This is a genomic window from Altericroceibacterium endophyticum, assembly GCF_009827595.1.
Taxonomy (GTDB): Bacteria; Pseudomonadota; Alphaproteobacteria; order Sphingomonadales; family Sphingomonadaceae; genus Altericroceibacterium; species Altericroceibacterium endophyticum.
Map to the genome: position 1 here is coordinate 717465 of NZ_WTYT01000001.1, position 24728 is coordinate 742192.

Genomic DNA, 24728 nt, shown 5'->3' on the forward strand with positions numbered 1-24728 from the left:
AAATCTGAACCTGCCGGAGCGAGCGACACTCCGCCGCCCCGGCCCCTGCGCTAGCCCCACATCCTGACAAGAGGATAATATCCGATGTTTTACGAAATGGGTGAATCGCCAAGCCTGATCGGGCGCATCGAGCGCCTGTTCATCGCGGTGGTCCTGGGCCTGATGACGATCATCACTTTCGTCAACGTGGTCGCCAGATATGTCTTTAACTCCAATGTGCTGTGGGCCGTGGAAGCTACCGTCTACCTGTTCGCTTGGTTGGTGCTGATCGGCGCCGCACACTGCGTTGCGATCACCGCGCACCTGGGCGTCGATGCGGCGGTCAATCTGCTGGGCAAGAAGGCCAAGCGCATCGCTGCTCTGCTCGCAGTCGCCGCCTGCCTTGCCTATGCGATCCTGCTGCTGATCGGATCGTGGAATTACTGGTATCCGTTCGTAAGCCAATTATCGTTCCTCACGACGGAAGACGTCCCGATGCCCCCCGGCTTCGGCTGGCTTGCCTTCATGAACGGCGGCGAACCTTATGAGAAGCTGCCACGCTTCATTCCCTATTTCGTGCTTCCCCTGTCGATGGTGCTGCTGACCATCCGCTGGTCGATCTCGGCGATCGAAATTCTCAGGGGCAAGCGCGATACCATCATCGCAAGTCATGAAGTCGTCGAAGAGCTCGAAGATCGCGACGCGCATGTCGAAGCGAGCGCAATTCCGGCCAAGGAGGCCGCCAATGGCTGAAGTTCTCATCCTGTTCGCTATGGTTATCGCCCTGCTGATGCTGGGCGTACCGGTCGGTGTTTCCATCGGCCTGAGTTCGATCGTCTTCCTGCTGATCTATTCCGACGGGTCGCTGACTTCGATCGCCAATACCCTGTTTGACGCCTTCCACGGGCACTATACGCTGCTGGCCATTCCGTTCTTCATCCTGGCTGCGGCCTTTATGTCGACCGGCGGGGTGGCGCAGCGGATCATTCGTTTTGCCATCGCCTGCGTCGGGCACCTGCCCGGCGGACTGGCGATTGCCGGTGTGTTTGCCTGCATGCTGTTCGCCGCCCTTTCGGGATCGTCGCCCGCCACCGTCGTCGCCGTCGGTTCCATCGTGATCGCCGGCATGACCCAGGCTGGTTATCCGAAGGAATTCGGCGCTGGCGTGGTCTGCAATGCGGGCACGCTCGGCATCCTGCTGCCACCGTCGATCGTGATGGTGGTCTATGCCTCAACCGTCGACGTGTCGGTCGGCCGCATGTTCCTGGCCGGGGTCGTTCCGGGCGTGATCGCTGGCGGCATGCTGATGGTCGCGATCTACGCCTATGCCCGCTGGAAGAAACTGGCGCGCGGTGAATGGGCCGGTTGGCGCGAAATCGGCCGGTCGGGCGCGGATGCGTTCTGGGGCCTGATGCTGGTTGTGGTCGTGCTTGGCGGCATCTGGGGCGGCGTGTTCACCCCTACCGAAGCTGCTGCCATGGCTGCGGTCTATGCTTTCGTTGTCGCCAACTTCATCTATCGCGACATGGGTCCGCTCAAGGCACCTGCCGCACACGGCAAGCCGGCAATGATTAAGGAGCGGGCGGGAAAGGCCGACACGCTCGCCATGAGCGGCAGTGCGGCCGTGCTAGGTGGTCCGGGCGTGGGCGGTGGTGGTGCCCCCGTGGCGGACGATCCCAATCGCCCGATCTCGCTGCTGCGCAAGCCGCAGGCACTCCTCACCGCATGGGTCCACAAGGACACGCAGGAAGTGCTTTACGATGCGGGCAAGATCACCATCACGCTGATGTTCATCATCGCCAATGCGCTGATCCTGAAGCACGTGCTGACCGAAGAGCAGCTGCCGCAGCACATCACCCAGGCGATGCTCAGCTGGGGCCTGGGGCCTGTCACGTTCCTGATCGTGGTCAACCTGATCCTGCTGATCGGCGGCCAGTTTATGGAACCGTCCGGCCTGATCGTGATCGTTGCACCGCTGGTGTTCCCGATTGCCATGCAGCTGGGCATCGATCCGATCCACCTGGGCATCATCATGGTGGTGAACATGGAAATCGGGATGATTACTCCGCCGGTTGGTCTCAACCTGTTCGTTACGTCAGGGGTTGCGAACATGTCGATGCTGTCGGTGGTCAAGGCCGCCCTGCCCTGGCTCGGCGTGCTGATCATTTTCCTGATCATGGTCACCTATATCCCGGCCATCTCGACCTGGCTGCCGACCATGATGATGGGGCCTGAAACCGTTATGCACTAACCGGCGGCACCGCCGGCCAAAGGGCCGGGCGCGGTTCCTCCTCTTCTCCCGCTCCCGGCCCGATTTTTTCTCAAGGACGAATAACAAGCCGATGCACCAAACAAGGACCAGCAGCGATCCGCGCACGATCCTGTCCGATCCGCTGCTCAACAAGGGCACAGCCTTTACCGAGGCAGAGCGCGATTATCTGGGCCTGCACGGCCTGCTGCCGAGCCACGTGGCGACAATGGCGGGCCAGATAGATCGCCGTATCGCGGTGCTGCGCGCATTTTCGACCTCGTTCGAGAAATATGCCTTCCTGCGTGATCTGCAGGATACCAACGAAACACTCTTTTACGCGCTGCTGGCGCAGCACCGCTCGGAGCTGCTGCCGCTGGTCTATACGCCCACGGTGGGCGAGGCCTGCGTGCGCTTCAGCGAGATCTATAGCAGACCGCGCGGCCTGTTCCTGTCCTACCCGCTCAAGGGGCGGCTTAGCCAGATTCTGGCCGATCTGCCGTTCGACGATGTCGAAGTCATCTGCGCGACCGATGGGGAGCGGATTCTGGGCCTTGGCGATCAGGGCGCGGGGGGCATGGGCATCCCGATCGGCAAGCTGTCGCTCTACACCGATTGCGCCGGGATCGATCCTGCCCGCACGCTGCCGGTCATGATCGACACGGGCACCGACAACGAGGCGCTGCGCGAAAACCCGCTCTATGTCGGCTGGCGGAACAAGCGCGTGCGCGGGGCCGAGTACGACTCATTTATCGAGGAATTCGTCGAGGCAGTGCGCGAACGCTGGCCGCACGCGATGCTGCAGTGGGAAGATTTCGCGGGCCCCAATGCGGTTGCGCTGCTGCATCGCTATCGTGACCGCTTGCCGTCCTTCAACGACGATATTCAGGGCACTGCCGCAACCGCGCTCGCGGCGATCCTTTCAGCCGAGCGGCTGGCGGGGATCGACTTGGCCCAGCACAAGCTGCTCCTGTTCGGGGCGGGCGCGGCAGGCTGCGGGATCGCCAGTCTGCTGGTCGACGAGCTGGAAAAGCGGGGCCTATCGCGCGACAAGGCACGCGGCTGCATCTATGCAGTTGATCGCGATGGTCTGATCATCGAAGGGGCCAACGTCGCGATTCCGGGCCAAGCGCTGATCGCACGCCCCGAAGCGGAGGCGGGCGGATGGCTGGCATCGGGCAGCGCTCCGGGCCTGATCGAGACTATCGAGCGGGTGCATCCGGCGGTATTGATCGGCACCTCGGGCCAGTTCGGCGCCTTCGGAGAGCCAGTCGTGCGTGCCATGACGAAGCATCATGACCGCCCGATCATCCTGCCTCTGTCAAACCCGGTCACCCGGTCGGAAGCGAGCGCCGAAGACATCGAGGCATGGTCCGATGGTCGCGCGATCATCGGCACGGGCAGCCCTTCGCAAGGGGCCACCGGCGCGGTGACGCAGGTCAATAACGTCTACATCTTTCCCGGCATCGGGCTCGGCGCGCTCGTCTCGGGCGTCACGCGCATCACCGATGCGATGTTCATAGAAGCGGCAAAAGCGCTGGCCTCGCTCAAGCCCGAGGGCAGCGGCGATGCGCTGTTTCCACCAAGCGAGCAGCTGGCCGATGTCGCCGATTGCGTAGCGCTCGCCGTGTGCCGGGTAGCGGAACGTGATCTGGGAGCGATTCCCCCGCTCGACGGTTGGGAAAAGGCCATTGCAAGGCGGCGCTGGGTTCCGGCCTATCGCAATTCCTTGTGTTCGCCCAATATCGAAAGGACACATAATGCCATTAGTTAAGATCGACATGATGGAAGGTCGGTCGGATCAGGAAATTCGGACATTCCTCGATACCGTACAGGAAACCATCGTGGATGCCTTCGGCGTGCCTGAAACCGACCGCTACCAGATCGTGACCGAGCACAAGCCCGGGCGCATGATCATGCTTGATACTGGCCTAGGCTTCGATCGCAGCGACAAGGTGGGGGCGATCCATATCTTCACCTCGCCGCGTACTCCTAAAATGCTCAAGGATGTCTACGCGGGCTTCGCCAAGAATCTGCAGGACAAATGCGGCCTGGATCCGCAAGACCTCTTCGTCGCGGTCACGCCCAACGGCGTATCAGATTGGAGCTTCGGTGGCGGTGAAGCGCAATACATGACCGGAAAGCTCTGACGGTCCCGGCATTCATGGTTCCGATGGCTGAACCGCATAAAAGGGAAGTATAAATTTCACGGGTCCGTATCTGCGGAGGCTGCCACACATCTATGCGACATGGAGGTCCTGTTGATCATCTTCCACGGTCGCGAGGTCTCCAAAGCTTGTAAGCGCTACAAAGCTCGGAAAAGTGAGAACGTCTGGTGCCTCATTGACAAATCCCGATCGAAATCTCGCTTGCCTGCATGCGATTGTCGGGCCTACTCTTAGAGCCAGGTGAGGCGGAGGTTTCTGTGTCGAAAAAATACAAGATTGACCCCGCGCGCCGGGCAGAGATCGGCAGGGAGCGCCGCGCCCGCACCCGCGCCAATATTCTGAGCGCCGCCTTCGAAATCTTTGGGGATGAGCATGGTCTGTTCGCCCGGATTGAAGACATCGCCGAAGGCGCAAATGTTACCCGCGCCACCTTCTACAACCATTTTTCCAATATCGAGGAATTGCGCGAGGCGTTGAGCTATGAAGTCACGCATGATTTCCTGGCAGCGGTGACGAACACGATTTCGCAACTTCCCGATGCGCGGCAACGCGCTTCTGTTGCCTTGCGCTTCTATCTGCACCGTGCACGGAGCGACCGGCGTTGGGGCTGGTCGATGCTTAATCTGAGCGCGTCGGGCAGGATCTTCGGCGCCGAGACATATGTTCAGGCCGAAGTCACCGTTCTCGAAGGGATCGAGGAAGGACACTTCATCATCCCCTCCTCAAAAGTCGGCAGAGATATCCTGCTGGGCAGCACCTTGGCAGCTATGGGCTCGGTCACGCGCGAAGATACTCCGCAGAACTATCCCGAAATTGTCGCGGGCTATATTCTGCATGCGCTGGGCGTGAGCTACGACGAAGCAAAGAACATCGCGGGCATGGACCTGCCAGAACTCATCTATCCGTCAGCGACCGAAGGCTCAGCTGGCGCAGTGTGATCCAGCCGAACGATTACTAATTCACCATGCGGGCATTCTCGCCCCAGTGAGCGATACGCAGCGCCTTCTTGTCTGGTTTTCCGGCCGCCGTTCGCGGGATTTCGCTCACGAATTCCACCGATTTTGGCGCCTTCACGCTACCGAGCTGGGCTTTCGCGTGAGCAATGATTTGCGCCTCGTCCAGACCGTCACCGACAACGATCGCATGAACGGCCTCGCCCCATTTTTCATGGGGCACACCGATTACCGCGCATTCGCGCAATTGGGACAGCTGCGTGATCACTGCCTCCACCTCTGCGGTGAAGACGTTGAACCCGCCCGAAACCACCATGTCCTTCTTACGGTCGACGATATAAAGAAAACCGTCAGCATCGGCGCGGGCGATATCCCCAGTATGATGCCAGCCATATGCGCGCACTTCCTCGGTCGCTTCGGGCTTCTTGAAATATCCCTTACTGACCAGTGGGCCACGCACGCAAATCTCGCCCGCTTCGCCCATTGCCACTTCCGCGCCATCGTCATCGAGCAGCGCCACCTGGATTGATCGGGTCGGCTTGCCGCAACTTGCCAGCCGCTCCGGTTTGTAGCCTGTGGCAGCTTCTGCCACCGTCTCGGGTGAGAGCCAGCTAATCACCATCGGACATTCGACCTGACCATAACACTGGCACATGCAAGCGCCGAAGGTGTCAACGGCGATGCGCAGCTTCTCCGGGCTGACAGGCGATCCAACGAGGATGAAGATGCGCAGGCTCGACATATCATGAAGCCCAAGCTGCGGAGAGCCCAGCAGGGAATAGAGCGCGGTGGGCGGCAGATACATGTGGCTGACGCGGTATTGTTCGATGCAGGACAGGACTGTGTCAGCATCGAAACCGGGCAGGATCACTTGCGTCGCGCCGAAGCTCATCGTGGCGAGCGCAACCGGCCCGGCCGCGTGGGTGATCGGCGCCACCACCAGCGAAACCGGATCATTGGTGCGCCCGCCCATTTCTTGCGCAGCGGTTTCAATCATCGTGCCCCAGCCGAGATTGGTGACCATCGCGCCTTTGGAGGGGCCGGTGGTGCCACCGGTCGGAATAATGCCAACCAGTTCGTCCAGATTACCGAAAGCATCCACTTCGGGGGGAATGAAATCAGCCGGTGTGGTGTCACCGATGAAGCTGTCCAGATCGTCGATACAGACAAGATTGGTCAGTTTCGGACAGGCAGCACGCATTTCGTCCACCTGCGCTTCAAGACTGCGATCGTAGATGATCCATTCGCACTCGACATATGCCAGATACTGCGCATTCGCGTCGACGGCATTGCGCGTGTTGACGGGAATCCACTGGGCATTGGCGCGCCAGCAAGCCAGCAACAGGATCATCGCGATGGCACTGTTCGGCGCGAAAATGGCGAGCTGCGCCTGGTTGGCAAAACCGTGCCTGGTCAGCGCTGCGGCAATTTGCTCTGTCCTGGCCTTCACATCTGCAAAACTGTAGCTTTCACCGGTCGCAACATCGATCAGCGCCGCGCGCGCTGGATTGAGATCATGACCGCGGTCGAAATAGTCGATCGAACTCATGAGAATTCCTAAGCTATGACGGCGCGCAGGCTATCGAGACGGTCGATCAGCACTTCGGGCTGCTGATCGGCGGGCAACTCGCCAATGGTGTCGCGCTTCATCAGTCCAGTGGTCATGCCGACCCCAAGCGCGCCGGTCGCATGGGCCATGCCGATTTCCAGTACCGGATCATCGCCAACAATAACCACCTCTGCGCTGTCCTCTGGCGTAAGGCCCATGCCGGCGATGGCAGACTGGAATGCCGTGACGGAAGGCTTGCCGAGAACGGTCAGTTCGGCATTGGTCAGTGACTGAATCATAACGTTCAGCGCATAGCTTGCACCGATCGCGCGGCCTCCAGCGGTGGCGAAGAAAGGCACGTGGCTGGCGCTGGTCAGGATCGCACCGTCCCACACCGATTGGCAGGCCGCTTCAAGGTCTGGAAAAGTGAATTCGCGATACCATCCGGTATAGACCGCCTCGACCCCGCTCGCTTCAGCGGCAGGTTCCACGCATTCGATACCCTTGTCGAGCAAAGGAGCAGACACGCCATCCCGGCCAAGCACACGCACCTTGCTGATGCCCTGCTGTTCGAACCAGATGGCCGCCGCAGTGGACGGCGTCATGAACTCCTCATCCGCCACGTCGAAGCCCGCTTCGCGCAGACGGGCGGCATAGGCTGCGGGAGGCTTGCCGGTGCCGTTCGTGAACACGCGAAAGGGTTTCCCCAGCTTGCGGATGGCGCCCAACAGTTCGATCGCGCCCGGCAAGGCTTCGTGCCCGCCGGAAGCTGCATTGCCCAGCGCAATGGTGCCGTCCATGTCGAAGATGAAAGCCTTGGCCGCGGCAATACGCTCAGCCAGATGATCGGGAATATCGGTCATTATACAGAAGGTCCTGCGTGGAGCGCGATACGCATGCCATTGGCATCAACCACGAGGTCTTTTGCGGCAGGGCGTTCGGCCAATTGTTTGAACAGGGAGATGATCGGGGCCGCTTCGGGGCAATAGCTGGCCTTTGAGGGACCGCTGCCCAGCATGGCATCGACCTGATTTTCAGGCATCACCGCACGCAGCAGGAATTCCTCTTCGGGCATAGTGTTGCCGAACTTCTTACGGAGATCTGCCAGCGAGGGAAACATCGGTTCTGCCTCAATTTCCCGTGCACGCGGCCTATCCAGAATGGCAGCTTCGACATCGGGGGCCAGCGGGCTGGTGGGATGGCCAAACTTGCCCATGACATAGCGCAATATCTCATCGCTCACCTGAGCATAGCGGCCTGTTCCGATCACATTGGACAGCGCCTGGCTCATGACCATTTGCGGGAACGGCGTGACCATGATCGGATAGCCCAGCTCCGCGCGCACCCGCTCGGTCTCGGCCACCACCTCGTCGAACTTGTGTTCAAGGTTCAGCTCTTTGAGCTGGCGCCGCGTGGTCGTCATCACGCCGCCTGCAATCTGGTGGCGCAGAAAGCTGGCATCGAAGTTTTGCGGGCGGCCCGCGGGGTGCCCTTCCGCCGCGGCAAGCCTGCTCCAGTAATCGGACACGGCAGCCAGCGCCTTGTCGTCCACCGGGACATCATGTCCCAGCTCGCGCAAATTGGCGACCATGCGCGTGGCCTCGGGCAGCGAAGAACCGTCACCCAGCGGACCGATGCCGACATGCACGGTGCCCACAGCGCCGCTCTGAACTGTTTCGAGGCTCGCCAGCGGACCATAACCAATGGTGCAATGCGCATGAATTTCGAGCGGCTTGTCGCCGATCACGGCCTTAACTGCCGGAGCCAAGGTGCGCGCACGCTCGGGCGACAGCAGGCCGCCCGGATCCTTGATATAGAAGCAATCAATATCGTCGCTCTTCGCCAGTTTTGCCGCAAAATCGGCATAGAATTGGTCTGTATGCACTTCAGACAGGGTGAAAGTCAGTGCGCCCATCACACTGGCTTCACCTTCTTCCTTCACCAGCTTGCTGGCGGCCAGCACAGCTTCCACATCGTGCATCGGATCGAGCATGATGAACTTGCGGATGCCGTTGGCCTGCAATCGGCGATAGACCAGACGCATGAATTCAGGGTCCGCCTGCTGCCACGCGATGAAGCGCAGGCCGGTGGTGATGAATTGCAGCGGTGTGCGCGGCATGGCGGCGCGCACGCGGCGGATGCGCTCCCACGGATTGTCGCGGAAATAGCGCACGGCCACGGCCATGTGGCTGGAAGAGATGAAGTCGATCGCCTCGAACCCGACACGGTCGAGCAATCCGGCAACTTCCAGGATTTGTGCGGTGGAAAGGCCTGTCGCTCCCCATAATGACTGGTTGCCATCGCGGATCGACACATCGGTCAGCGTGATCGTGCTCATGCGGCGAACTCCTTGAAGAATCGGGTATCGACCCCGCCCTTGCGAAACGCTGCGTTGGCGGCAATTTTCGCATGCAGGTTGGCCGTGGTGGTAATGCCCTCGATACGCATGCTCGCGAGCGCAGCGGCGAGCTTGTCGACCGCTTCCTCACGCGTGGCGGCATGGACGATCAGCTTGCCGATCAAGGAATCGTAGAACGGCGGCACTTTGCCGCCGGTCGCAATATGCGTGTCGACCCGGATGCCGGGACCAGCAGGCCAGGCGGCCCGCGTGATTGTTCCGGGGGATGGCTGGAACTCGGCATCCGGGTCCTCGGCATTGATCCGCACTTCGATGGCATGACCAGTGGGGGAAAGGTCGTCCTGCCTGATGCCCAACGGATTGCCGTCTGCAATAAGGATTTGCTGCTCGATCAGATCCACGCCGGTGATCGCTTCGGTCACCGGATGCTCGACCTGAATACGGGCGTTCATTTCAAGGAAGTAGAAGTCGAAGCTCTCCGCATCGACGAGCATTTCAACCGTGCCTGCCCCGCGATAATTCAGGTGGCGAGTAAGACGCACGGCTGCGTCTTCGATGGCGGCTCGTTTATCGTCCGGCATGGCCGGGGCGGGAGCTTCTTCCACCAGCTTCTGAAACCGCCGCTGGATCGAGCAATCGCGCGTGCCAAGGTGGATGGCCTGCTCGCCATCGCCTAGCACCTGCACCTCGACATGGCGGCCACTGGCAATGAAGCGCTCGACATAGATGCGCGGGTCGCCAAAACTCGCCTGCGCTTCGGCCATTGCCGCGTCGATTTCGGCTGACAGGTCTTCTGCCCGGTCAACACGCCGCATCCCCTTCCCGCCGCCGCCCGAGACTGCTTTGAGCAGCACGGGGAAGCCGGTTTCCTCGGCGCGCGCCAGTGCCTCTTCCTTGTCGGCAGCTTCGCCGCCGGGGACGACGGGCAAGCCCGCCTCAATGCCGACCTTACGCGCCATGAGCTTGTCGCCCATCGCGTTCAGGCTGGAAATATCGGGGCCGACGAAGATGATCCCCGCATCAGCGGCAGCCTGAGCAAAGCGCGCATTTTCCGAGAGAAAGCCATAGCCGGGATGGATGGCATCGGCCCTGGCGGCTTTGGCCGCGGCGATCACCGCATCAACATCCAGATAACTCTGGTTCGATGGCGCCGGGCCGACAATGGCCACCTCGTCGGACTGAATACCGGGCAGGCTGGTGGCATCGGCTTGTGAAGCGCCGAGAATGGTGGTGATGCCGAGGCGCTGCGCGGTGCGGACAATCCGCAAGGCGATTTCGCCGCGATTGGCGATGAAGAGACGCTTGATCATGCCCTGCCCCCTCAATCCGGCCGCACATGCATAATCGTGGCACTGGCATCGACCATCTCGGAATTTTCGACGAGGACCTTCTCGATCGTGCCGGTGCATCCCGCATGAACCGGATTCATCAGCTTCATCGTCTCGATGATGCCGACAACGGTATCTTTTTCGACCTTATCGCCTTCCTTCACGAAGGCCGGCGCGCCCGGCTGGGGCGCACGATAGAAAGTGCCCGGCAGCGGAGCGGCAATGCCGAGCAAGCCATCGGGAAGCTCTTCCACGGGTGCGACCTTGTCAGCAGCGGCAGGCGCTTCAGCCTCAGCGAAAGACCAGTCCTGGGTCCAGCCTTCCGCCGCATTGTCTGCACCGCCCTCACGGCGCAAGCGCAGGCGAAAGGCGTCGGTTTTTATATCGACCCGGTCATACCCGCTGCCATCGATGATGGCGACGATTTCGGACACCGCGTCTGGCGTAAGGGGCAAGTTGCTCATGTTTTCAGATACTCTCGGGCCTTGGCGAGGATCGCACTGGCGAAGACCTCGTCGTTGAAATGGGCGTCCTCGACATGCAGATCGACATTGCCGGGCATCACGCTCCGGGCATAATCGGCAAAGGGTTTTGGCATGTCGGGATCATGGATATGTCCCTCCGGGCTATCGTGGTTGGAGAAGCCGCCCAGGGGTACGAAGAAACTGACCGGGCCATTCGCCTCGGCAAACATGCCTGCCAGATGATCGGCCAGCTGTTTCAGCTCCGGTAACTCGTTGCGCACGGCCGTCAGCGCCGGATTGTGCTTGTGGTAGCGCTTGCCAGGGAAGGCCTTTTCCGCTTCTTCCAACGGGCCGGCGATCACAAAGTCGGCATTACCCGGCGCAAAAATGGTGGGCACGCCCTTGGCCAAGCCAGCCTTGCCGCGATCAGGGCCGCCATTGGCGAGTCCATTTTGCAGATGGTCGCCAATCTCGGTCACCGACAGATCGAGCACCAGCGCCACATCCTTGTCAGCAGCGATGGAATCAAGCGTCGGCCCGCCCGCGCCCGAGGAATGGAACACCATCACCTCACAGCCATCCGCCTCCAGCGCCTCACGAAGGGCGCGCACGGTCACTTCGGTGGTGGAAAGCATCGTCATCAGGACCAGCGGTTTTCCCGAGCTCACTTCGGGAGAATAGCCCTTGGCCATGCCGGCAATCGCATTCGCTGCATTGCGATAGACGTCGCGGGCGATCGTGTTCAGTCCCGAAATATCGGTAACCGAATTCATGATCGCGATGTCCTTTACGCCGATATAGGGCGCGACAAATCCGGAGGCCATGGTCGAGACAATCAGCTTGGGCAGGCCGTAAGGCAGTGCCTGCATCACGAAACCAGCCAGCCCGGTGCCCATCGAACCACCAACGGCAATTATGCCTGACAGGCCTTGCACTTCATGCGTGCGTACCGCCAGCTTGGTCGCGCCTTCGATCATCACCGCCTGGCACTTGCCCTCGTGGCCAAATGCGCGGACCTCCTCGATCGTGTGGCCTCCGGCCTCGGCAACTGCCATCGGAGTAATCTCCGCACCTTCGACATAGCAGCGAATACTGCAATCAAGATGGATTACTTCGCAGCCATCAGCTTCCAGCGCCTTGCGGAGAAAAGCCGCTTCCTGCTGCTTGGAATCATTCGTGACGACCATCATCACTTTGGGTTTCGACATCAATTCGGTCCTCTCCGGTGGTTCCAGTCGTGTGGAACTTCTGCTGCACACAAGACCAAATTTGAGCATTTGACAAAATGACCATTCCGATAATATTTCACTTGGTGAAACCTGGAGGATTGCTGTGGCCGAAGTCAAAACGATCCGCGCGGTAGAGCGTGCACTGGAAGTCATCGGCGCAATCCGCTCGCGGCGCGGGCTGAGTCTCAACGAACTTCACCTGAGTACCGGCCTGCCCAAGGCAACCCTGCTGCGCATCCTGAAGACCCTGTCGGAAGGCGGCATGGTGTGGCAGCGCATGGCAGACGGTGCCTATGTCGCCGGCGCCCTGAAATTCACCGGCCAGCCCCCCGACATCACGGACAAGCTGGCAGAAATCGCCTCCCCCTTTCTCGCCGATCTCAGCAAAAGGGTGATGTGGCCTTCGGTGATTGCGGTGCCGCGGATGGACTATATCGAAGTGATCGAGACCAATGGCCCCATCGTACGTCTGGACTCCGCGGTGCTGGGGCCCGTTGGATTGAAACTCAGCTATCTGCATACGGCGACGGGCCGGGCCTATCTCGCCGCCTGCAGCGCGATGGAACGCGAGGCGATCATCGAACGGATTCGTCCGGCAGAGCCTGACCCAGCCGGCGAAAAGGCTTTGGAGATGATCGTTCAGCAAACGCGCGAGCAGGGATATTCTGCCCGCGATCCCGCACATCATTGGCCAGATCGAACGTATCGTCTGGTTCGCGAAGACGGGAGGCGCTCTCTGGCTGTCCCGGTCTACTCTGTTGGACAACCCATCGCGTCGCTCAATCTTACATGGCCCAGCAATCGCACCACGCTGGCCGAAGTGGTGGACCTTCATCTGGCGACAATGAAGGCGACCGCTTCGATTATCGGCCGCAGACTCGACGAAACCCTAGCCTGAAGTGGCGGCTGCACCCCAATATGATTTCACAGTGTGAAACATGTTGGAAAGTACGATTTTCAAATTCGACAACTTGTCTCATTCCATAGGTCATTAAAAAAGCTCGCGCAAACAGCGGGTAACCTAGGGAGAAGATGAATGCGTGCGAATTTCGTGCACCTGTGCGGCACAGCAATGGCTCTGGTAATTGCCGTTCCAGCAGCAGCTCAAACCAGCAATGGATCTGACGAACAAGGCGCGGACACCCCGTCTCATCAGAGCGGAATCCAAACCATCGTCGTGACTGCACAGAAGCGTGTAGAGAATGTGCAGGATGTGCCGATCGCCATTTCTGCTTTCGGCGGTGACCAATTGCAGGATCGCGCGGTCGGTGAAGTGAGCGAACTGGCCGCCCTCGCCCCCAATGTATCGCTCGATTCAAGTGTGCCCTTCTCGGGCTCCACCGCTGTTCTGGCGGCCTATATTCGGGGTATCGGCTCCGACGATTTCGCCTTCAACATCGACCCCGGTGTCGGCATTTATGTCGATGGCGTCTATCTCGCCCGGTCTGTCGGGGCGAACCAGGATCTGCTCGACGTCGAACGCATCGAAATATTGAAGGGCCCGCAAGGCACCTTGTTCGGGCGCAACACGATCGGCGGCGCGATTTCCATCGTGACCCGCGATCCTGCCGACGAATTCCGCTTCCGCGGCGATGTCACCGTCGGCAGCTACAACCGGATGCAGGGACGCGGATCGGTTGACATCCCTCTGACAGAAAATCTCTATTCCTCCCTCACCTTCAACGTTTCGAGCCGCAACGGCTTTGTGAAGCGCGTGCCGTTTCCTGATGACATACGGGTAAATACGCCCTCTTTCCGCTCCTATGCAGCGGCCGACTACAAGTCGCCCGACACCGAAGGGGATCAGGACAATCGCACCGTTCGCGGCAAGTTGCTCTATGATCTAGGCAGCAGCTTCCGTGTCACATTGAACGGTGACTATACCTATTCTGCCGGCGGCGCGGCCAGTACGCTGCTGCAAACGACAGCCAATGTGCCGGGTCCTTTTGTTCCACCGGCGGGCCTTGCCATCCCGGGCACCGCATTCGATCCCACGGAGACACAGGGCGTCCTCTTCGCCGGCGTTTACAATTTCTGCATCGGCTCCACCCCTCAGGAAATTGCCGCGCGCAACGCCGCCGCGCTTTGCGCGGGAACCGGCACGCAGTTTCCCTCCCAAGCCTTCGGCAAGAACACGCCAGTGACGCGCGTCCCCGGCTTTGGCAGCGTCAATGTGGATAGTGATCCGAACAATGATCGCCTCCCCTATGACGATCGCTTCCTCAGCTCTGACATCGATCGAAGCTATGCCACCGGCAACAGTTTCTCCCGCCTGAAGAATTGGGGTATCGGCGCCGTTATCGATCTCGACATTACGCCCGATATCGCCCTGAAATCGATTTCCGCCTATCGCGATCAATCGTGGCAGAGCGGAGCCGATCTCGACGGTTCGCCGATCAATTCGCTGCAAGTATCGTTCGACCAGCGCCAATGGCAGATCAGCGAAGAATTACAGCTGACCGGCACGCTGCTTGATGACCGGCTCGATTTCGTCCTTGGCGCCTATTACTTCAAGGAGAAGGGCTCGCTCCACGACTATGTGACCTTTGCCGAAGGCTTGCTGCAGGTCGATGGGCCCAACAGGCTGGAAACCGAGAACTACGCCGCCTTCGGTCAGATCGATTTCCGCCCGATAGATCTGATCGGGGTCACGCTTGGCGGACGCTATACGCATGAAAACAAATCCTTCGAAGGCGGGCAGCAGGATCTCAACGGCTTCAACTATCGCCTGTTCGGCTGCGCCGATGGCAATGGCGACATCACGCCCGATGCGCAGGCCGGTTTCGCGCCTCCTGGCGTGACGTGTCAGGCAGCACTCTCCTACCCCGATCCCAACAACCCGATCCGCGTCTATCCGCCGGGCGAAAACAAGCTGACTTTCAACGATTTCAGCCCGAAAATCGGCCTACAGCTTTACCCGGCAGACGATATCATGCTCTACGGCTCGTGGTCGCGCGGCTACAAGACCGGCGGTTGGACAACGCGCTTCAGCAACCCGCAGTTGCAAGCGCAAAGCTACGATCCTGAAGAGGCCGAGACATGGGAAGTCGGTTTCAAATCGACCTTGCTGGACCGCCGCCTGCAAATCAATGCGGCCGCGTTCTCTACCGATTACAGCAATATCCAGCTCAACTACCAGAATGGCACATCGCCCACGATTGGCAATGTGGGTGACGCCCGCATCAAGGGCTTCGAAATCGAGACCGTCACGCAGCCGGTAGACTGGTTCCTGCTCAATGCCTCCATGGGCTATACCGATGCGACCTATACCGAGCTCGATCCTTTGGTCTCGCTCCCATCTGTCAGCGGGCCGAACCCGCTCCAGGCTGGCGCCGTTATCGGTGCACGCCTGCCCAAGACGCCCGAATGGCAATTCAATATCAGCCCGGTGTTCACGTTCGATCTGGCCAATGGGAGCCAGCTCACCATTGTCGGTGACTATTCGCACTCGTCGAAGCTCTACAATGATGTGGCGCGCACCTACCTGCTGACGCGCGGTCCCACGGACATCGTGAACGCCAGCGTCACCTATGACTCCCCCGACCGGGTGTGGTCGCTGAGCGTGGGCGGCAACAACATTCTCGACGAGCGATACATCACGACTGGCCAGAACAACGCGGCTGGGGGTTCTATCTTCGGAACCTATAACCGCCCGGCCACCTGGTACATCCGCCTCGGCGTCGATATTTGACAACCTGACAATTTTGATCTCCTTTGCCGGGCAGGTGAGAAAAATCGCCAGTCCCGGCAGAGGACAAGGAGAGGCCAGATGATTTACAAGATACTTGCAGCAGGCGCATTGGGCGGCCTGTGCATAGGCGGGGTAGCGCTCATGTCCTATCAGTCGGGCGAGACGCCTGCGCCCCGCCCCCCGGAACAGGTCTATGCTGAAACCTGCGGCTATTGCCATGGCAAGAATGTCGGCCCGGTCATACGCGGACGCAATCTGCCCGCGGCCACTATCAAGAGCTTCGTGCGCATGGGGCCAAACGCCATGCCGGCTTTCCGCCAGACGGAGATCACCGACGACGAACTCGATGCGCTGGCCACATGGCTCCAGCACAGTGAAGCCGACCCCGAGGAGCACGGACAATGAGCGGTATCGACAGACGTACGCTGCTCGGCGCAGCAGGAGCAATCGGGGCAAGCGCGAGCTTTGCCAAAGGCGTGAATGCGCAGATGGCCAATGGCCAGACAGCCGCCGACGTCAACGCTTTCATGAAGGACATGCAATCCATCGTCGGCGAAGACTGGGCATTCTGGAACCCCGAGGCGCTGCGCCCCTATGACAAGGCCTATATTCCCGAGCCGAGCGACCAGTTGCACCCTGTCGGTGCTGTGGCGCCGCGCACGGTGGAAGAGGTCCAGGCCATCGTGGCAGCGGCAAATCGCCACCGCCAGCCGATCTGGCCCATCTCGACCGGCAAGAATATGGGCTATGGCACCGCCGTGCCGGCAACGCCCGGACAGGTGGTGCTCGATCTGAAGCGCATGAACCGCATTCTTGAAGTGGACCCCGATCTGGGCACATGTCTGGTCGAACCGGGCGTCACCTATCAGCAGCTCAAGAATTATCTGGAGGAAAACAACATCCCGCTGTGGATCGACGTGCCAACCGTTGGTCCGATTGCCTCGCCAGTGGGCAACACTCTCGACCGCGGCGTGGGCTACACGCCCTATGGGGAGCATTTCTCCTTCCAGTGCGGCATGGAAGTCGTGCTGCCCGATGGTCAGCTGATGCGCACCGGCATGGGCTCGATCGAAGGCTCGACAGCGTGGCAATCGTTCAAATGGGGCTACGGTCCTTATGTCGATGGATTGTTCACCCAATCGAATTACGGCATCGTGACCAAGCTCGGCATGTGGCTGATGCCCGAACCACCAGCCTATAAACCGTTCATGATCCGTCATCCCAATATGGAGGACGTGCCGACTATCATCGAAGCGATGCGTCCACTGCGCGTGTCCAACATGATTGCCAATTGCAATCTGATGATGAGCGCATCCTACCAACTCTCCATGTTCAAGCGGCGGAGCAGCATCGTGGCCGACGATGCCCCGCTTGATGACGCATCCGTCAAGCGCGCAGCAAAAGCCAACGGGCTCGGCATGTGGAACACCTATTTTGCGCTTTACGGCACGGATGAATCCGTGGCCGCGGTGGAACCGGTCGTGCGTCAGGTGCTGACGGCAAGCGGCGGTGAAGTGCTGACCGAGGATGAAATGGGCGACAATCCGTGGTTCCACCATCACGCGACGCTGATGAAGGGCGGGCTCAATCTCGATGAAATCGGCATGGTCCGCTGGCGCGGCAATGGCGGCGGACTGGCATGGTTCGCCCCAGTGGCAGCAGCCAAGGGCGCGGAGGCAGAACAGCAAACCCGCCTCGCACGCGAGATCCTCGACAAGCACGGCTTCGACTACACCGCCGCCTACGCCATTGGTTGGCGCGACCTGCACCACATCATCGCCCTGCTGTTCGACCGCAACAATGCCGACGAACAGAAACGCGCCGATACTTGCTACCGTGAAATGGTGACCCGTTTCGGCAAGCGAGGCTGGGCCAGCTATCGCACCGGGGTCAACACCATGGATCTGGTGGCGCAGCAATACGGCTCCGTGAACCGCGAATTCAACGCCAAGATCAAGCAGGCGCTTGATCCCAATCACATCATCGCACCAGGAAAGTCGGGGATTGTATGAAGACATTAATCACAGCAACCATCGCCGGTGCCTTGGCCCTTTCGGCCAGCGCCGTACAGGCTCAGGACAACGAAGCCCCTTCACCACCGCTATCCTACGAAGTCATACCGACATCCGAACTGAGCTTGCACGCGAACATGACGCTGGTGTCGGGTGAGAAGGACGCGGTGTTGATCGACACACCATTCTCACGCGCCGATGCCTACCGCGTTGTCGCGCGCATTCTCGATAGCGGAAAGACTCTGAAGGCGGTTCTGGTCACGCATGACCATCCTGATCACTTCTTCGGGCTGGACGTGGTACAGGACGCATTTCCGGAAGCGGAGATCCTGGCCGGGCCAGCCGTGGCCAAGGACATGGTCCGAACCGTGCCGATCAAATTTGAACGCTGGGGCCCGATGCTGGGACCCAACGCTCCCTTGCGTCAGGTGGTGCCGGAGCCTGTGGAAGACGGTGTTTATACGCTGGAAGGTCATCCGCTGCAGATCATCGGTCCAATGCAGGGCGACCATGTCCGCTCTACCGTGATCTGGGACGAGCAGACTCGTACGCTGGTGGCGGGAGACGTAATCTATAACGGCATGTATGTCTGGTTGGGCGAGCACACGCTCGATCGTTACAGCGACTGGATTGCCGCGCTCGATCAGCTGGAGGCCATGCAGCCGAACCGGATCATTGCCGGGCACACCTCCCCGGGCAGAACCAATGACAATGCCGGAATCGCGTGGACCCGCGATTACATCACTTTCATGGGCGAGGCCGCCCGGAAGGCGAAAAACTCCACGGAATTGGAAAACATGGTTCGTGCCCGGTTCCCCGGAGCGACCGACGTTCTCGAATGCTTCCTGCTATGCACATCCGCTCAGGTAGCAACCGGCGAAATCAAACCCTGGGATGAATGATCATGCGATATGAAAACAAGGTAGTTCTCGTCACTGGCGGCGCCACCGGCATTGGCCGCGCAACCTGCCAGGCCTTTGCCCGCGAAGGTGCAGCCGTGATGATCGGCGATCTGAATGACGAGGCCGGCGAAACCGCCGAACTTATCCGCAGCGCAGGCGGCCGGGCGATGTACCGCCGGGCCGATGTGCGCAACAGCGAAGCGATGAATGAACTGGTGGCCAAATGCGTCGCCGAGTTTGGCGGGCTGCATGCGGCATTCAACAATGCCGGCGTCTTGCCGCCCCCGCTTCCTTTCCATGAAGTGCCAGAGAAGGATCTCGATCTCATTCTGGACGTGGATTTGAAGGGCGTGTTCTTTGCCATGCAGGCGCAGGTGCGCCACTTCCGGGAAAACGGCGGCGGTGCCATCGTCAATACGGCATCAGTCGCAGGCAGGGTGGCCGATCCCAACATGTCGGCCTATGTTGCGGCAAAACATGCGGTGGTGGGCCTCACCAAGGCCGTGGCGATCGAATATGCACAACAGGGTATCCGCGTGAACTGCATCGGCCCCGGCCTTGTCGCCACGCCGATGACGCAGGCTTGGCTGGATTCACCGGAATTTCGTGAAGAGTTTTTCAAACACAACATCATCGGGCGTGCAGCAGAGCCCGAAGAAATGGCCGGCACCGTCCTTCATTTATGTTCCAATGAAGCAAGCTTTACCAATGGGTCCTTCTTCGTAATGGACGGGGGCCAAACCTCGCATTAGCGGCATCCCGCTATAATTCGCTCGGATGGGACGGGCCAGAAAATCGCCGAGCTCTTTGCCGGTCAGAATGTCACCGCGCTGGAACTCCGTGCGCCACCATACAGCCCGAGCAACATAGAACGAGCAAGGTGCCAGTGTGCACCTTGCTCTCCATCGCACCTATGGTTTCAAGGTGCCTGACCGCCAGGCCGAGAGGCAATTCGCCTTGGCGCAACAGGTCCATCCGACAATTCACAATTTGGACGACGCTTGTATTTTCAACGTGCAGTCGCCATCTATGTTTTACGTCAATCCGCCTAATATAGCGGATCTGTCTGGCGGTGCTTCTTCACAATTAAAGCAGTTTTAATTGGCTTTCTTGAAGCATTTTCTACGAGGCTTGTGCCCGGGTCACTGACAGCCGGCATGGGTACTCGTAAAAGGCACCCCAAAATGATCGCGTATTTTTTACTCGTGCATCGCTTCCCTGCGCAGTTCAAACGACTGTTCTCTGCCATTTATGCGCCCGGCAATCAGTATGTTGTTCATGTCGACAAGCGTTCAGGCAAGAAATTATCAGATGACATCTCCCAATTTCTTGCCCCCTATCAGGGCGTCGAAATGCTTGCCTCCCAGGATGCGCTTTGGGGTGGTTACAGCCTCGTCGAGGCGGAGCTGCGCGGCATGGCGCGTCTGCTCGAAATGGATCACCGCTGGACCCATTACATCAATCTGTCCGGACAGGACTTCCCCCTCAAGAGCCAGAGCTACATTCGCCAGTTTGTCGCAGCGCACCCTGGCAAACAATTCATCCGCGCGGTGGATCAGCGGAAGCTCCGGCCGGATACCCTCAACCGCATTGATCACGTCTTCCACGAGGCAAACGGCGTCATCGAAGACACGCAAATAGGTCGGACTTTCCTCACCGGTGACACCCCTTTCATCGGCACCCAATGGAAACTCGTCACGCGCGGTTTCTGCGAATATGTTCGCAATGATCCCGCTGTAGAACGCTTCAAGAAGTTTTACCGCAACAGCTTCATTGCCGACGAAGCATTCTTTCAGACCGTCTTGATGAACAGCCGCGGTCAAGGTGTCGTGATGAACGATGACCTGCGCATGATCGATTGGGTGCCTGACGGTGATATCAAGCTTCGGCCGCGCAATTATGACATCACCGATCTGGCTGAATTGCAGCGCAGCAAGGATCTCTTTGCCCGCAAGTTTGACGCTGAAAGTGACACGGAAATTCTGAGCTTGCTGGAGGAACATCTCCGGACACCGTCCGCAAATATCTATCAAGCCCCTGCCATCACCGTGAAGTTGCAAGCGGATCTGCGACAAGACGTGCTGATCGCCGCCTGACCGACCACACGCCGGTCGCTCCTCTCGACGTCAACGGAAAGACAAAATCATGAGCAAATCACAGAAGAAATCGAACCGCGAAATCCGTAAACCCAAAGCAGTAAAGCCCAAGACAAACGCCTCCAAGCCTTCGGAAAAGGGTGATGTGGTGCCTGGTCTTGAGCACATGAAACGCCGGGGAAACTGAAAATGCGCGTTTCGGAAAGCTTTTGTTTAGATCAAGAGGCACGTCAGCTCGCTCTCGCAGAGAGCGAGCCGCTGGAAAACCGGCGAAAAATCGCTCTTAACGCTGCCAAGGCCTGGGCGGCGGAAGCGGTCGCAGTGCGCGAGGTTGCACTCAATCGCCGCTCCCCCGACCAGCTCGATGCCGCCATCACATTAGAATTCGCTCAGGAAACAGCTGCATCGACAGCGGATCCGGAAAAACTGGATCACGGGCACGTCCAGTAAGACAGGAAGTAACCCTGTCGAACTCATCCGGCCAGATCAGACAACTGATCAACGCCGTTATCATCTATCCACGAAGTGCCGACAAGAATATCGAGGCCTATGGTTCGCTAGAAGCCGCCGTACCCTTGCGACCACCGGCCAAGCAAGGAGGGAGCTGCAGCCGTTTTTAACGTTGGTAGCGGAGGACCGATGCCGTCGTCAGATTGTAGGCCAGCTCAATAGCGTTTGACCCCGCAACAATGCTGCTTTTCTGCGTTTAATAAAGCCATACTAGTTTCGGGAGGTCGCCCATGACCGCCCGTGCATTTGGCGATCTCGCTGCCAACCTTCTCGGCCCTCGCCCCAAGGTCCGGCGATCAAGCTATGACATCAACGACCCCCGCGCCGACGTCTTTCGGCCGATCGGCGGCGGCACCGTCAAAGGTGGTCTGCAATGGGTCGACGCCTTCATGCAAGCCGTCGAGGAATGGAACGTGCAATATCGCGTCCCAGGCAAAGGCGTTCCGCTCAATGGATCGTGCCTGCGGGTGCTGCGCGCTTTCCTGCGCAAGCTCGACTTTAAGACCGGCCAGCTGGATCCCGCACTAACATCAATCGCCCAGTTCGCCGGCTGCTCGAAGGACACAGTGGTGCGATCTCTAAAGAAGCTACAGCAGCATGGCATTATCGACTGGGTCCGGCGATCGATGGCAACCGGCGCGGCCAAGGGCGAAGGTCCCAAGCGTGAGCAAGTCACCAACGCCTATTTCTTCGATCCCACCAAAATGCCGAAGCGTCTTGCTGCAAGGCTACGCCAGCTCGTCACCCGCAAACGCCGCAAGGCGCGTCCTGATCGCATGCGATCACCTCAAGCAGCCGAGCGTGCCGATCTTGAACAACGCGCCCAGGAAGCTCCGATAGGCAGCCCTCTTTACCAGATGCGTTCGAGGCTTGATCGCATAGGGCGCGTTTTTGGATCTAGTGCGAGTTTGACTTCCGGTCAGTTCACCCCCTCCAAACATAAAGGGGATAAGGAGTGACGAGGTAGTCACCTCGTCACGCGCAGTTTTGGTCGCCTGAATGCCTCCCCAGCCCCGGATTTCACCTTAAATGTATCGACGGCCGCACCGTCGACCGGACCGGCGTGTGCCGGCCCGAGGCTTGGCAGGGGGCCAAGCGCAAAGGGTGTGCCAGACGGCAAATTGCAGTCCGAAAGTTGCTGCGTTGACCTGCGTAATCTTGCGTAATTCACGATCTGCTCCACTCCGGCGAGAGGCTTTTGAAAAGGCTGATCTTTTTCACGCAGCAGAAAGCCAAAATCTGCGTAATTTCCGGCTAAAGACGTCGAAGGCGAGGCGGGGGGACGAGTGCGGCGCTGGGGGTCTGGCGCGCGGGGGCCAGCCGCGAGACCTCGATCTTGCCGCCCGGCCACTTGTTCTGTATTTGTTCCTGATGACGCGTTATCGAGACGGGCTGGCGATTCCCGACTGCGTATTCGAAGCCGCCGCCTGGAAATATCAGGTCGAAATCACATGCAGCTGCGGCCATCTGGCGCGCCACGATCCGCATGGGCTTTGGCATTTCTGCGAGAAGAAACGGTGGAGCGACAACTTCCAGGATCTCTATCTCCGCTTCTATTGCCTGCGCTGCATGGTCAGCAGGAAACAGAAAGTGCGCCCGCGCAAGATCGACGGGACGAAGGAGCCCGCCACAATCAGGTTGCCATGGCCCAGCGAACTGGAGTGGAAGCGCGCCATATCTCGTTTCCGCTAACCGATTGACACGGGCCGCCATCACCCACAACTTCAGGCATATGTGCAATCTCTACCGGATGAAAAGCAAAGCGGCCAAGGTCGCGCAGCTGTTTGAGGCAGAACCGCCTGCTGCGGAAAGCAATTTAAGCAAGCTTGTTTATCCAGGATAACCTGTAATGCTCGTGGCCGAGGGCAAGGTCCAGACCATGTATCAGGCCACTACTGGCTCATGGGCTGAGTAAGCACTGTGGTAACCGGAAGGAATTCTGATGCGATACCAATGCACTTTCGCGCTAGCCCTCTCCGCTATGCTCTCAGCCTGTTCGGGTTCTGCGAACTCTCATTCTTATCGTTCGTATTCCGAGCCGAGCAGATGCTGGCTTAGCGGGGAGAAGTTAGCTGCTTATGTAGCGGTCTACGATTTAGGCAATGACGAATACACTTTCGATTTTATTTCCAAGAGATGTAAGCCAAAGGACTTCGACCTTGGCGCGCCTAAGACCTTTGTAGTTGCCTTTTTCCCCAGCAACGATGGTGAGGAGCTGAAAAGATTGGGAATCATCGGCAAGCTTCTGTCCAACCAAATCTCGCCGACCCCATCGCTTGGACAAATCATTGGGGTTTATTCTGTCGAAGGTTACGCTAACCTCGAGAATAGCCAACACGGCCAGCTCAGAATTACCGACTTAAGGATCAGCAAGTCGACAAAATTAAATACCTCTCCTCTCGATTTTATCCGTGAGCATATCTATAGCGAATTAGGATCTGAGGCGCCCAGCTCCCGCCAGGTTGCGCCCTTATAGGGCGAAAACCCACCGCTCCGCCGCGGCGGTCTTTTACCGGAGCTCTCAGCCCAAATCAGCCAAATGAGCAACTTTTTCCCGCTTCCGTTCCTGAATTGACAAGCAACCGAGTTGCTCACAGCCTGCGTCCAATGTGCAATCTCTACCGGATGAAAAGCAAAGCGGCCGAGGTCGCGCAGCTGTTTGAGGCAGAACCGCCTGCTGCGGAAAGCAATTTAAGTGAGCTTGTTTATCCCGGCTATCCGGCAATGGTCGTGGCCGGGGGCAAGGTGCAGACCATGCATTGGGGCTTCCCCCTCATCCGCCGCGGTAAATCTGGCCAGCTGCTGAAACCGAAGCCCGTCAACAACACGCGCGCAGACAAGCTCTCCAGCCCCTTCTGGCGCTCCAGCTTCGAGCACCGCCGCTGCCTGATTCCGGTGAACGCCTTCGCCGAGGCTGAGGGCACAAAGGGCGCCAAGACCAAGACATGGATATCCCTCCCCGATCAGGAAATCTTCGCGTGCGCAGGGATCTGGCGTGAGAGTGAGGAATGGGGGTGCGTGTTTTCAATGGTAATGACTGAAGCAAACGAAGCCATGGCCCCCATCCATTCCAGAATGCCGGTGATTTTGGACGCGGATCAATCTTCGGCCTGGTCGAGCGAAAATGTCACGGACGTACTCAGCATCTGCAGACCGTACTCGGGCGAGCTAGCTATAGATCGATCCAACACGTCGTGGGGTCAGCAGCAAGAAACGCTGTTCTAATGCAACATCAATGAC

At 59.2% G+C, this 24728-nt stretch carries 23 protein-coding genes; 17 read left to right on the forward strand and 6 right to left on the reverse strand.

Annotated elements, in window-relative coordinates:
* Positions 1-84 precede the first annotated feature (84 nt).
* The 5 genes from GRI91_RS03475 to GRI91_RS03495 all read left to right on the forward strand — a co-directional run bounded on the left by GRI91_RS03475 (position 85) and on the right by GRI91_RS03495 (position 5333).
* Positions 85-732 (forward strand): TRAP transporter small permease, encoded by a 648-nt coding sequence (locus GRI91_RS03475; protein ID WP_160735194.1) that lies wholly within the window; start codon positions 85-87, stop codon positions 730-732.
* A complete protein-coding gene (locus tag GRI91_RS15970) occupies positions 725-2230 on the forward strand; it encodes a TRAP transporter large permease (RefSeq protein WP_160735195.1) in 1506 nt (501 codons plus the stop codon). The genes GRI91_RS03475 and GRI91_RS15970 overlap by 8 nt, the downstream gene beginning before the upstream one ends.
* 91 nt (positions 2231-2321) lie before the next feature.
* Positions 2322-4001, forward strand: a complete 1680-nt coding sequence (locus GRI91_RS03485) for an NAD-dependent malic enzyme (RefSeq protein WP_160735196.1) — start codon at positions 2322-2324, stop codon at positions 3999-4001.
* Positions 3988-4377 carry a tautomerase family protein gene (locus GRI91_RS03490; RefSeq protein ID WP_160735197.1) on the forward strand — a complete coding sequence of 130 codons (390 nt, stop codon included), beginning with the start codon at positions 3988-3990 and terminating at the stop codon, positions 4375-4377. The genes GRI91_RS03485 and GRI91_RS03490 overlap by 14 nt, the downstream gene beginning before the upstream one ends.
* A 275-nt stretch (positions 4378-4652) precedes the next feature.
* The gene (locus GRI91_RS03495; protein ID WP_160735198.1) at positions 4653-5333 is read left to right on the forward strand and encodes a TetR family transcriptional regulator; all 681 of its coding nucleotides are present in this window, start codon (positions 4653-4655) and stop codon (positions 5331-5333) included.
* A gap of 16 nt (positions 5334-5349) precedes the next feature.
* Here GRI91_RS03495 and GRI91_RS03500 read toward each other — a convergent pair whose 3' ends face one another.
* The 6 genes from GRI91_RS03500 to GRI91_RS03525 are packed head-to-tail and all read right to left on the reverse strand — an operon-like array spanning position 5350 to position 12256.
* Positions 5350-6897: an AMP-binding protein gene (locus GRI91_RS03500; RefSeq protein WP_160735199.1), complete on the reverse strand. Its 1548-nt coding sequence runs from the start codon at positions 6895-6897 to the stop codon at positions 5350-5352.
* Between the two features lie 8 nt (positions 6898-6905).
* Positions 6906-7760, reverse strand: a complete 855-nt coding sequence (locus GRI91_RS03505; RefSeq protein WP_160735200.1) for an HAD-IIA family hydrolase — start codon at positions 7758-7760, stop codon at positions 6906-6908.
* Positions 7760-9235, reverse strand: coding sequence for a biotin carboxyl carrier protein (locus tag GRI91_RS03510; protein ID WP_160735201.1), 1476 nt, complete (start codon positions 9233-9235; stop codon positions 7760-7762). Before GRI91_RS03510 ends, GRI91_RS03505 begins: the two co-directional genes overlap by 1 nt.
* A complete protein-coding gene (locus tag GRI91_RS03515) occupies positions 9232-10566 on the reverse strand; it encodes an acetyl-CoA carboxylase biotin carboxylase subunit (RefSeq protein WP_160735202.1) in 1335 nt (444 codons plus the stop codon). The genes GRI91_RS03510 and GRI91_RS03515 overlap by 4 nt, the downstream gene beginning before the upstream one ends.
* Positions 10567-10577: 11 nt before the next feature.
* The gene (locus GRI91_RS03520; RefSeq protein ID WP_160735203.1) at positions 10578-11048 is read right to left on the reverse strand and encodes an acetyl-CoA carboxylase biotin carboxyl carrier protein; all 471 of its coding nucleotides are present in this window, start codon (positions 11046-11048) and stop codon (positions 10578-10580) included.
* Positions 11045-12256 (reverse strand): Tm-1-like ATP-binding domain-containing protein, encoded by a 1212-nt coding sequence (locus tag GRI91_RS03525; protein ID WP_237437614.1) that lies wholly within the window; start codon positions 12254-12256, stop codon positions 11045-11047. Before GRI91_RS03525 ends, GRI91_RS03520 begins: the two co-directional genes overlap by 4 nt.
* A 124-nt stretch (positions 12257-12380) precedes the next feature.
* On the opposite strand from GRI91_RS03525, the gene GRI91_RS16310 reads away from it, so the two are divergent.
* From GRI91_RS16310 to GRI91_RS03580, 12 genes are all read left to right on the forward strand, one after another.
* Positions 12381-13175: a helix-turn-helix domain-containing protein gene (locus GRI91_RS16310; RefSeq protein WP_337190307.1), complete on the forward strand. Its 795-nt coding sequence runs from the start codon at positions 12381-12383 to the stop codon at positions 13173-13175.
* A gap of 138 nt (positions 13176-13313) precedes the next feature.
* Positions 13314-15968: a TonB-dependent receptor gene (locus GRI91_RS03535; RefSeq protein ID WP_160735205.1), complete on the forward strand. Its 2655-nt coding sequence runs from the start codon at positions 13314-13316 to the stop codon at positions 15966-15968.
* Positions 15969-16046: 78 nt separating this feature from the next.
* A complete protein-coding gene (locus GRI91_RS03540) occupies positions 16047-16373 on the forward strand; it encodes a c-type cytochrome (protein WP_160735206.1) in 327 nt (108 codons plus the stop codon).
* Positions 16370-17980 (forward strand): FAD-binding oxidoreductase, encoded by a 1611-nt coding sequence (locus GRI91_RS03545; protein ID WP_160735207.1) that lies wholly within the window; start codon positions 16370-16372, stop codon positions 17978-17980. The genes GRI91_RS03540 and GRI91_RS03545 overlap by 4 nt, the downstream gene beginning before the upstream one ends.
* Positions 17977-18882, forward strand: coding sequence for an MBL fold metallo-hydrolase (locus GRI91_RS03550; RefSeq protein ID WP_160735208.1), 906 nt, complete (start codon positions 17977-17979; stop codon positions 18880-18882). Before GRI91_RS03545 ends, GRI91_RS03550 begins: the two co-directional genes overlap by 4 nt.
* A 2-nt stretch (positions 18883-18884) precedes the next feature.
* A complete protein-coding gene (locus tag GRI91_RS03555; RefSeq protein WP_237437615.1) occupies positions 18885-19634 on the forward strand; it encodes an SDR family NAD(P)-dependent oxidoreductase in 750 nt (249 codons plus the stop codon).
* Positions 19635-20066: 432 nt separating this feature from the next.
* Complete coding sequence (locus GRI91_RS03560; RefSeq protein ID WP_160735210.1) at positions 20067-20978, forward strand: beta-1,6-N-acetylglucosaminyltransferase; 912 nt, start codon at positions 20067-20069, stop codon at positions 20976-20978.
* Between the two features lie 49 nt (positions 20979-21027).
* A complete protein-coding gene (locus GRI91_RS15850; RefSeq protein ID WP_202385421.1) occupies positions 21028-21165 on the forward strand; it encodes a hypothetical protein in 138 nt (45 codons plus the stop codon).
* Positions 21166-21167: 2 nt separating this feature from the next.
* Complete coding sequence (locus tag GRI91_RS03565; RefSeq protein WP_160735211.1) at positions 21168-21428, forward strand: hypothetical protein; 261 nt, start codon at positions 21168-21170, stop codon at positions 21426-21428.
* Between the two features lie 290 nt (positions 21429-21718).
* Complete coding sequence (locus tag GRI91_RS03570) at positions 21719-22447, forward strand: helix-turn-helix domain-containing protein (protein WP_160735212.1); 729 nt, start codon at positions 21719-21721, stop codon at positions 22445-22447.
* A 412-nt stretch (positions 22448-22859) separates the two neighbouring features.
* Complete coding sequence (locus tag GRI91_RS03575) at positions 22860-23180, forward strand: hypothetical protein (protein WP_160735213.1); 321 nt, start codon at positions 22860-22862, stop codon at positions 23178-23180.
* A 915-nt stretch (positions 23181-24095) separates the two neighbouring features.
* Positions 24096-24713 (forward strand): SOS response-associated peptidase, encoded by a 618-nt coding sequence (locus tag GRI91_RS03580; protein WP_160735214.1) that lies wholly within the window; start codon positions 24096-24098, stop codon positions 24711-24713.
* Positions 24714-24728: the final 15 nt, after the last annotated feature.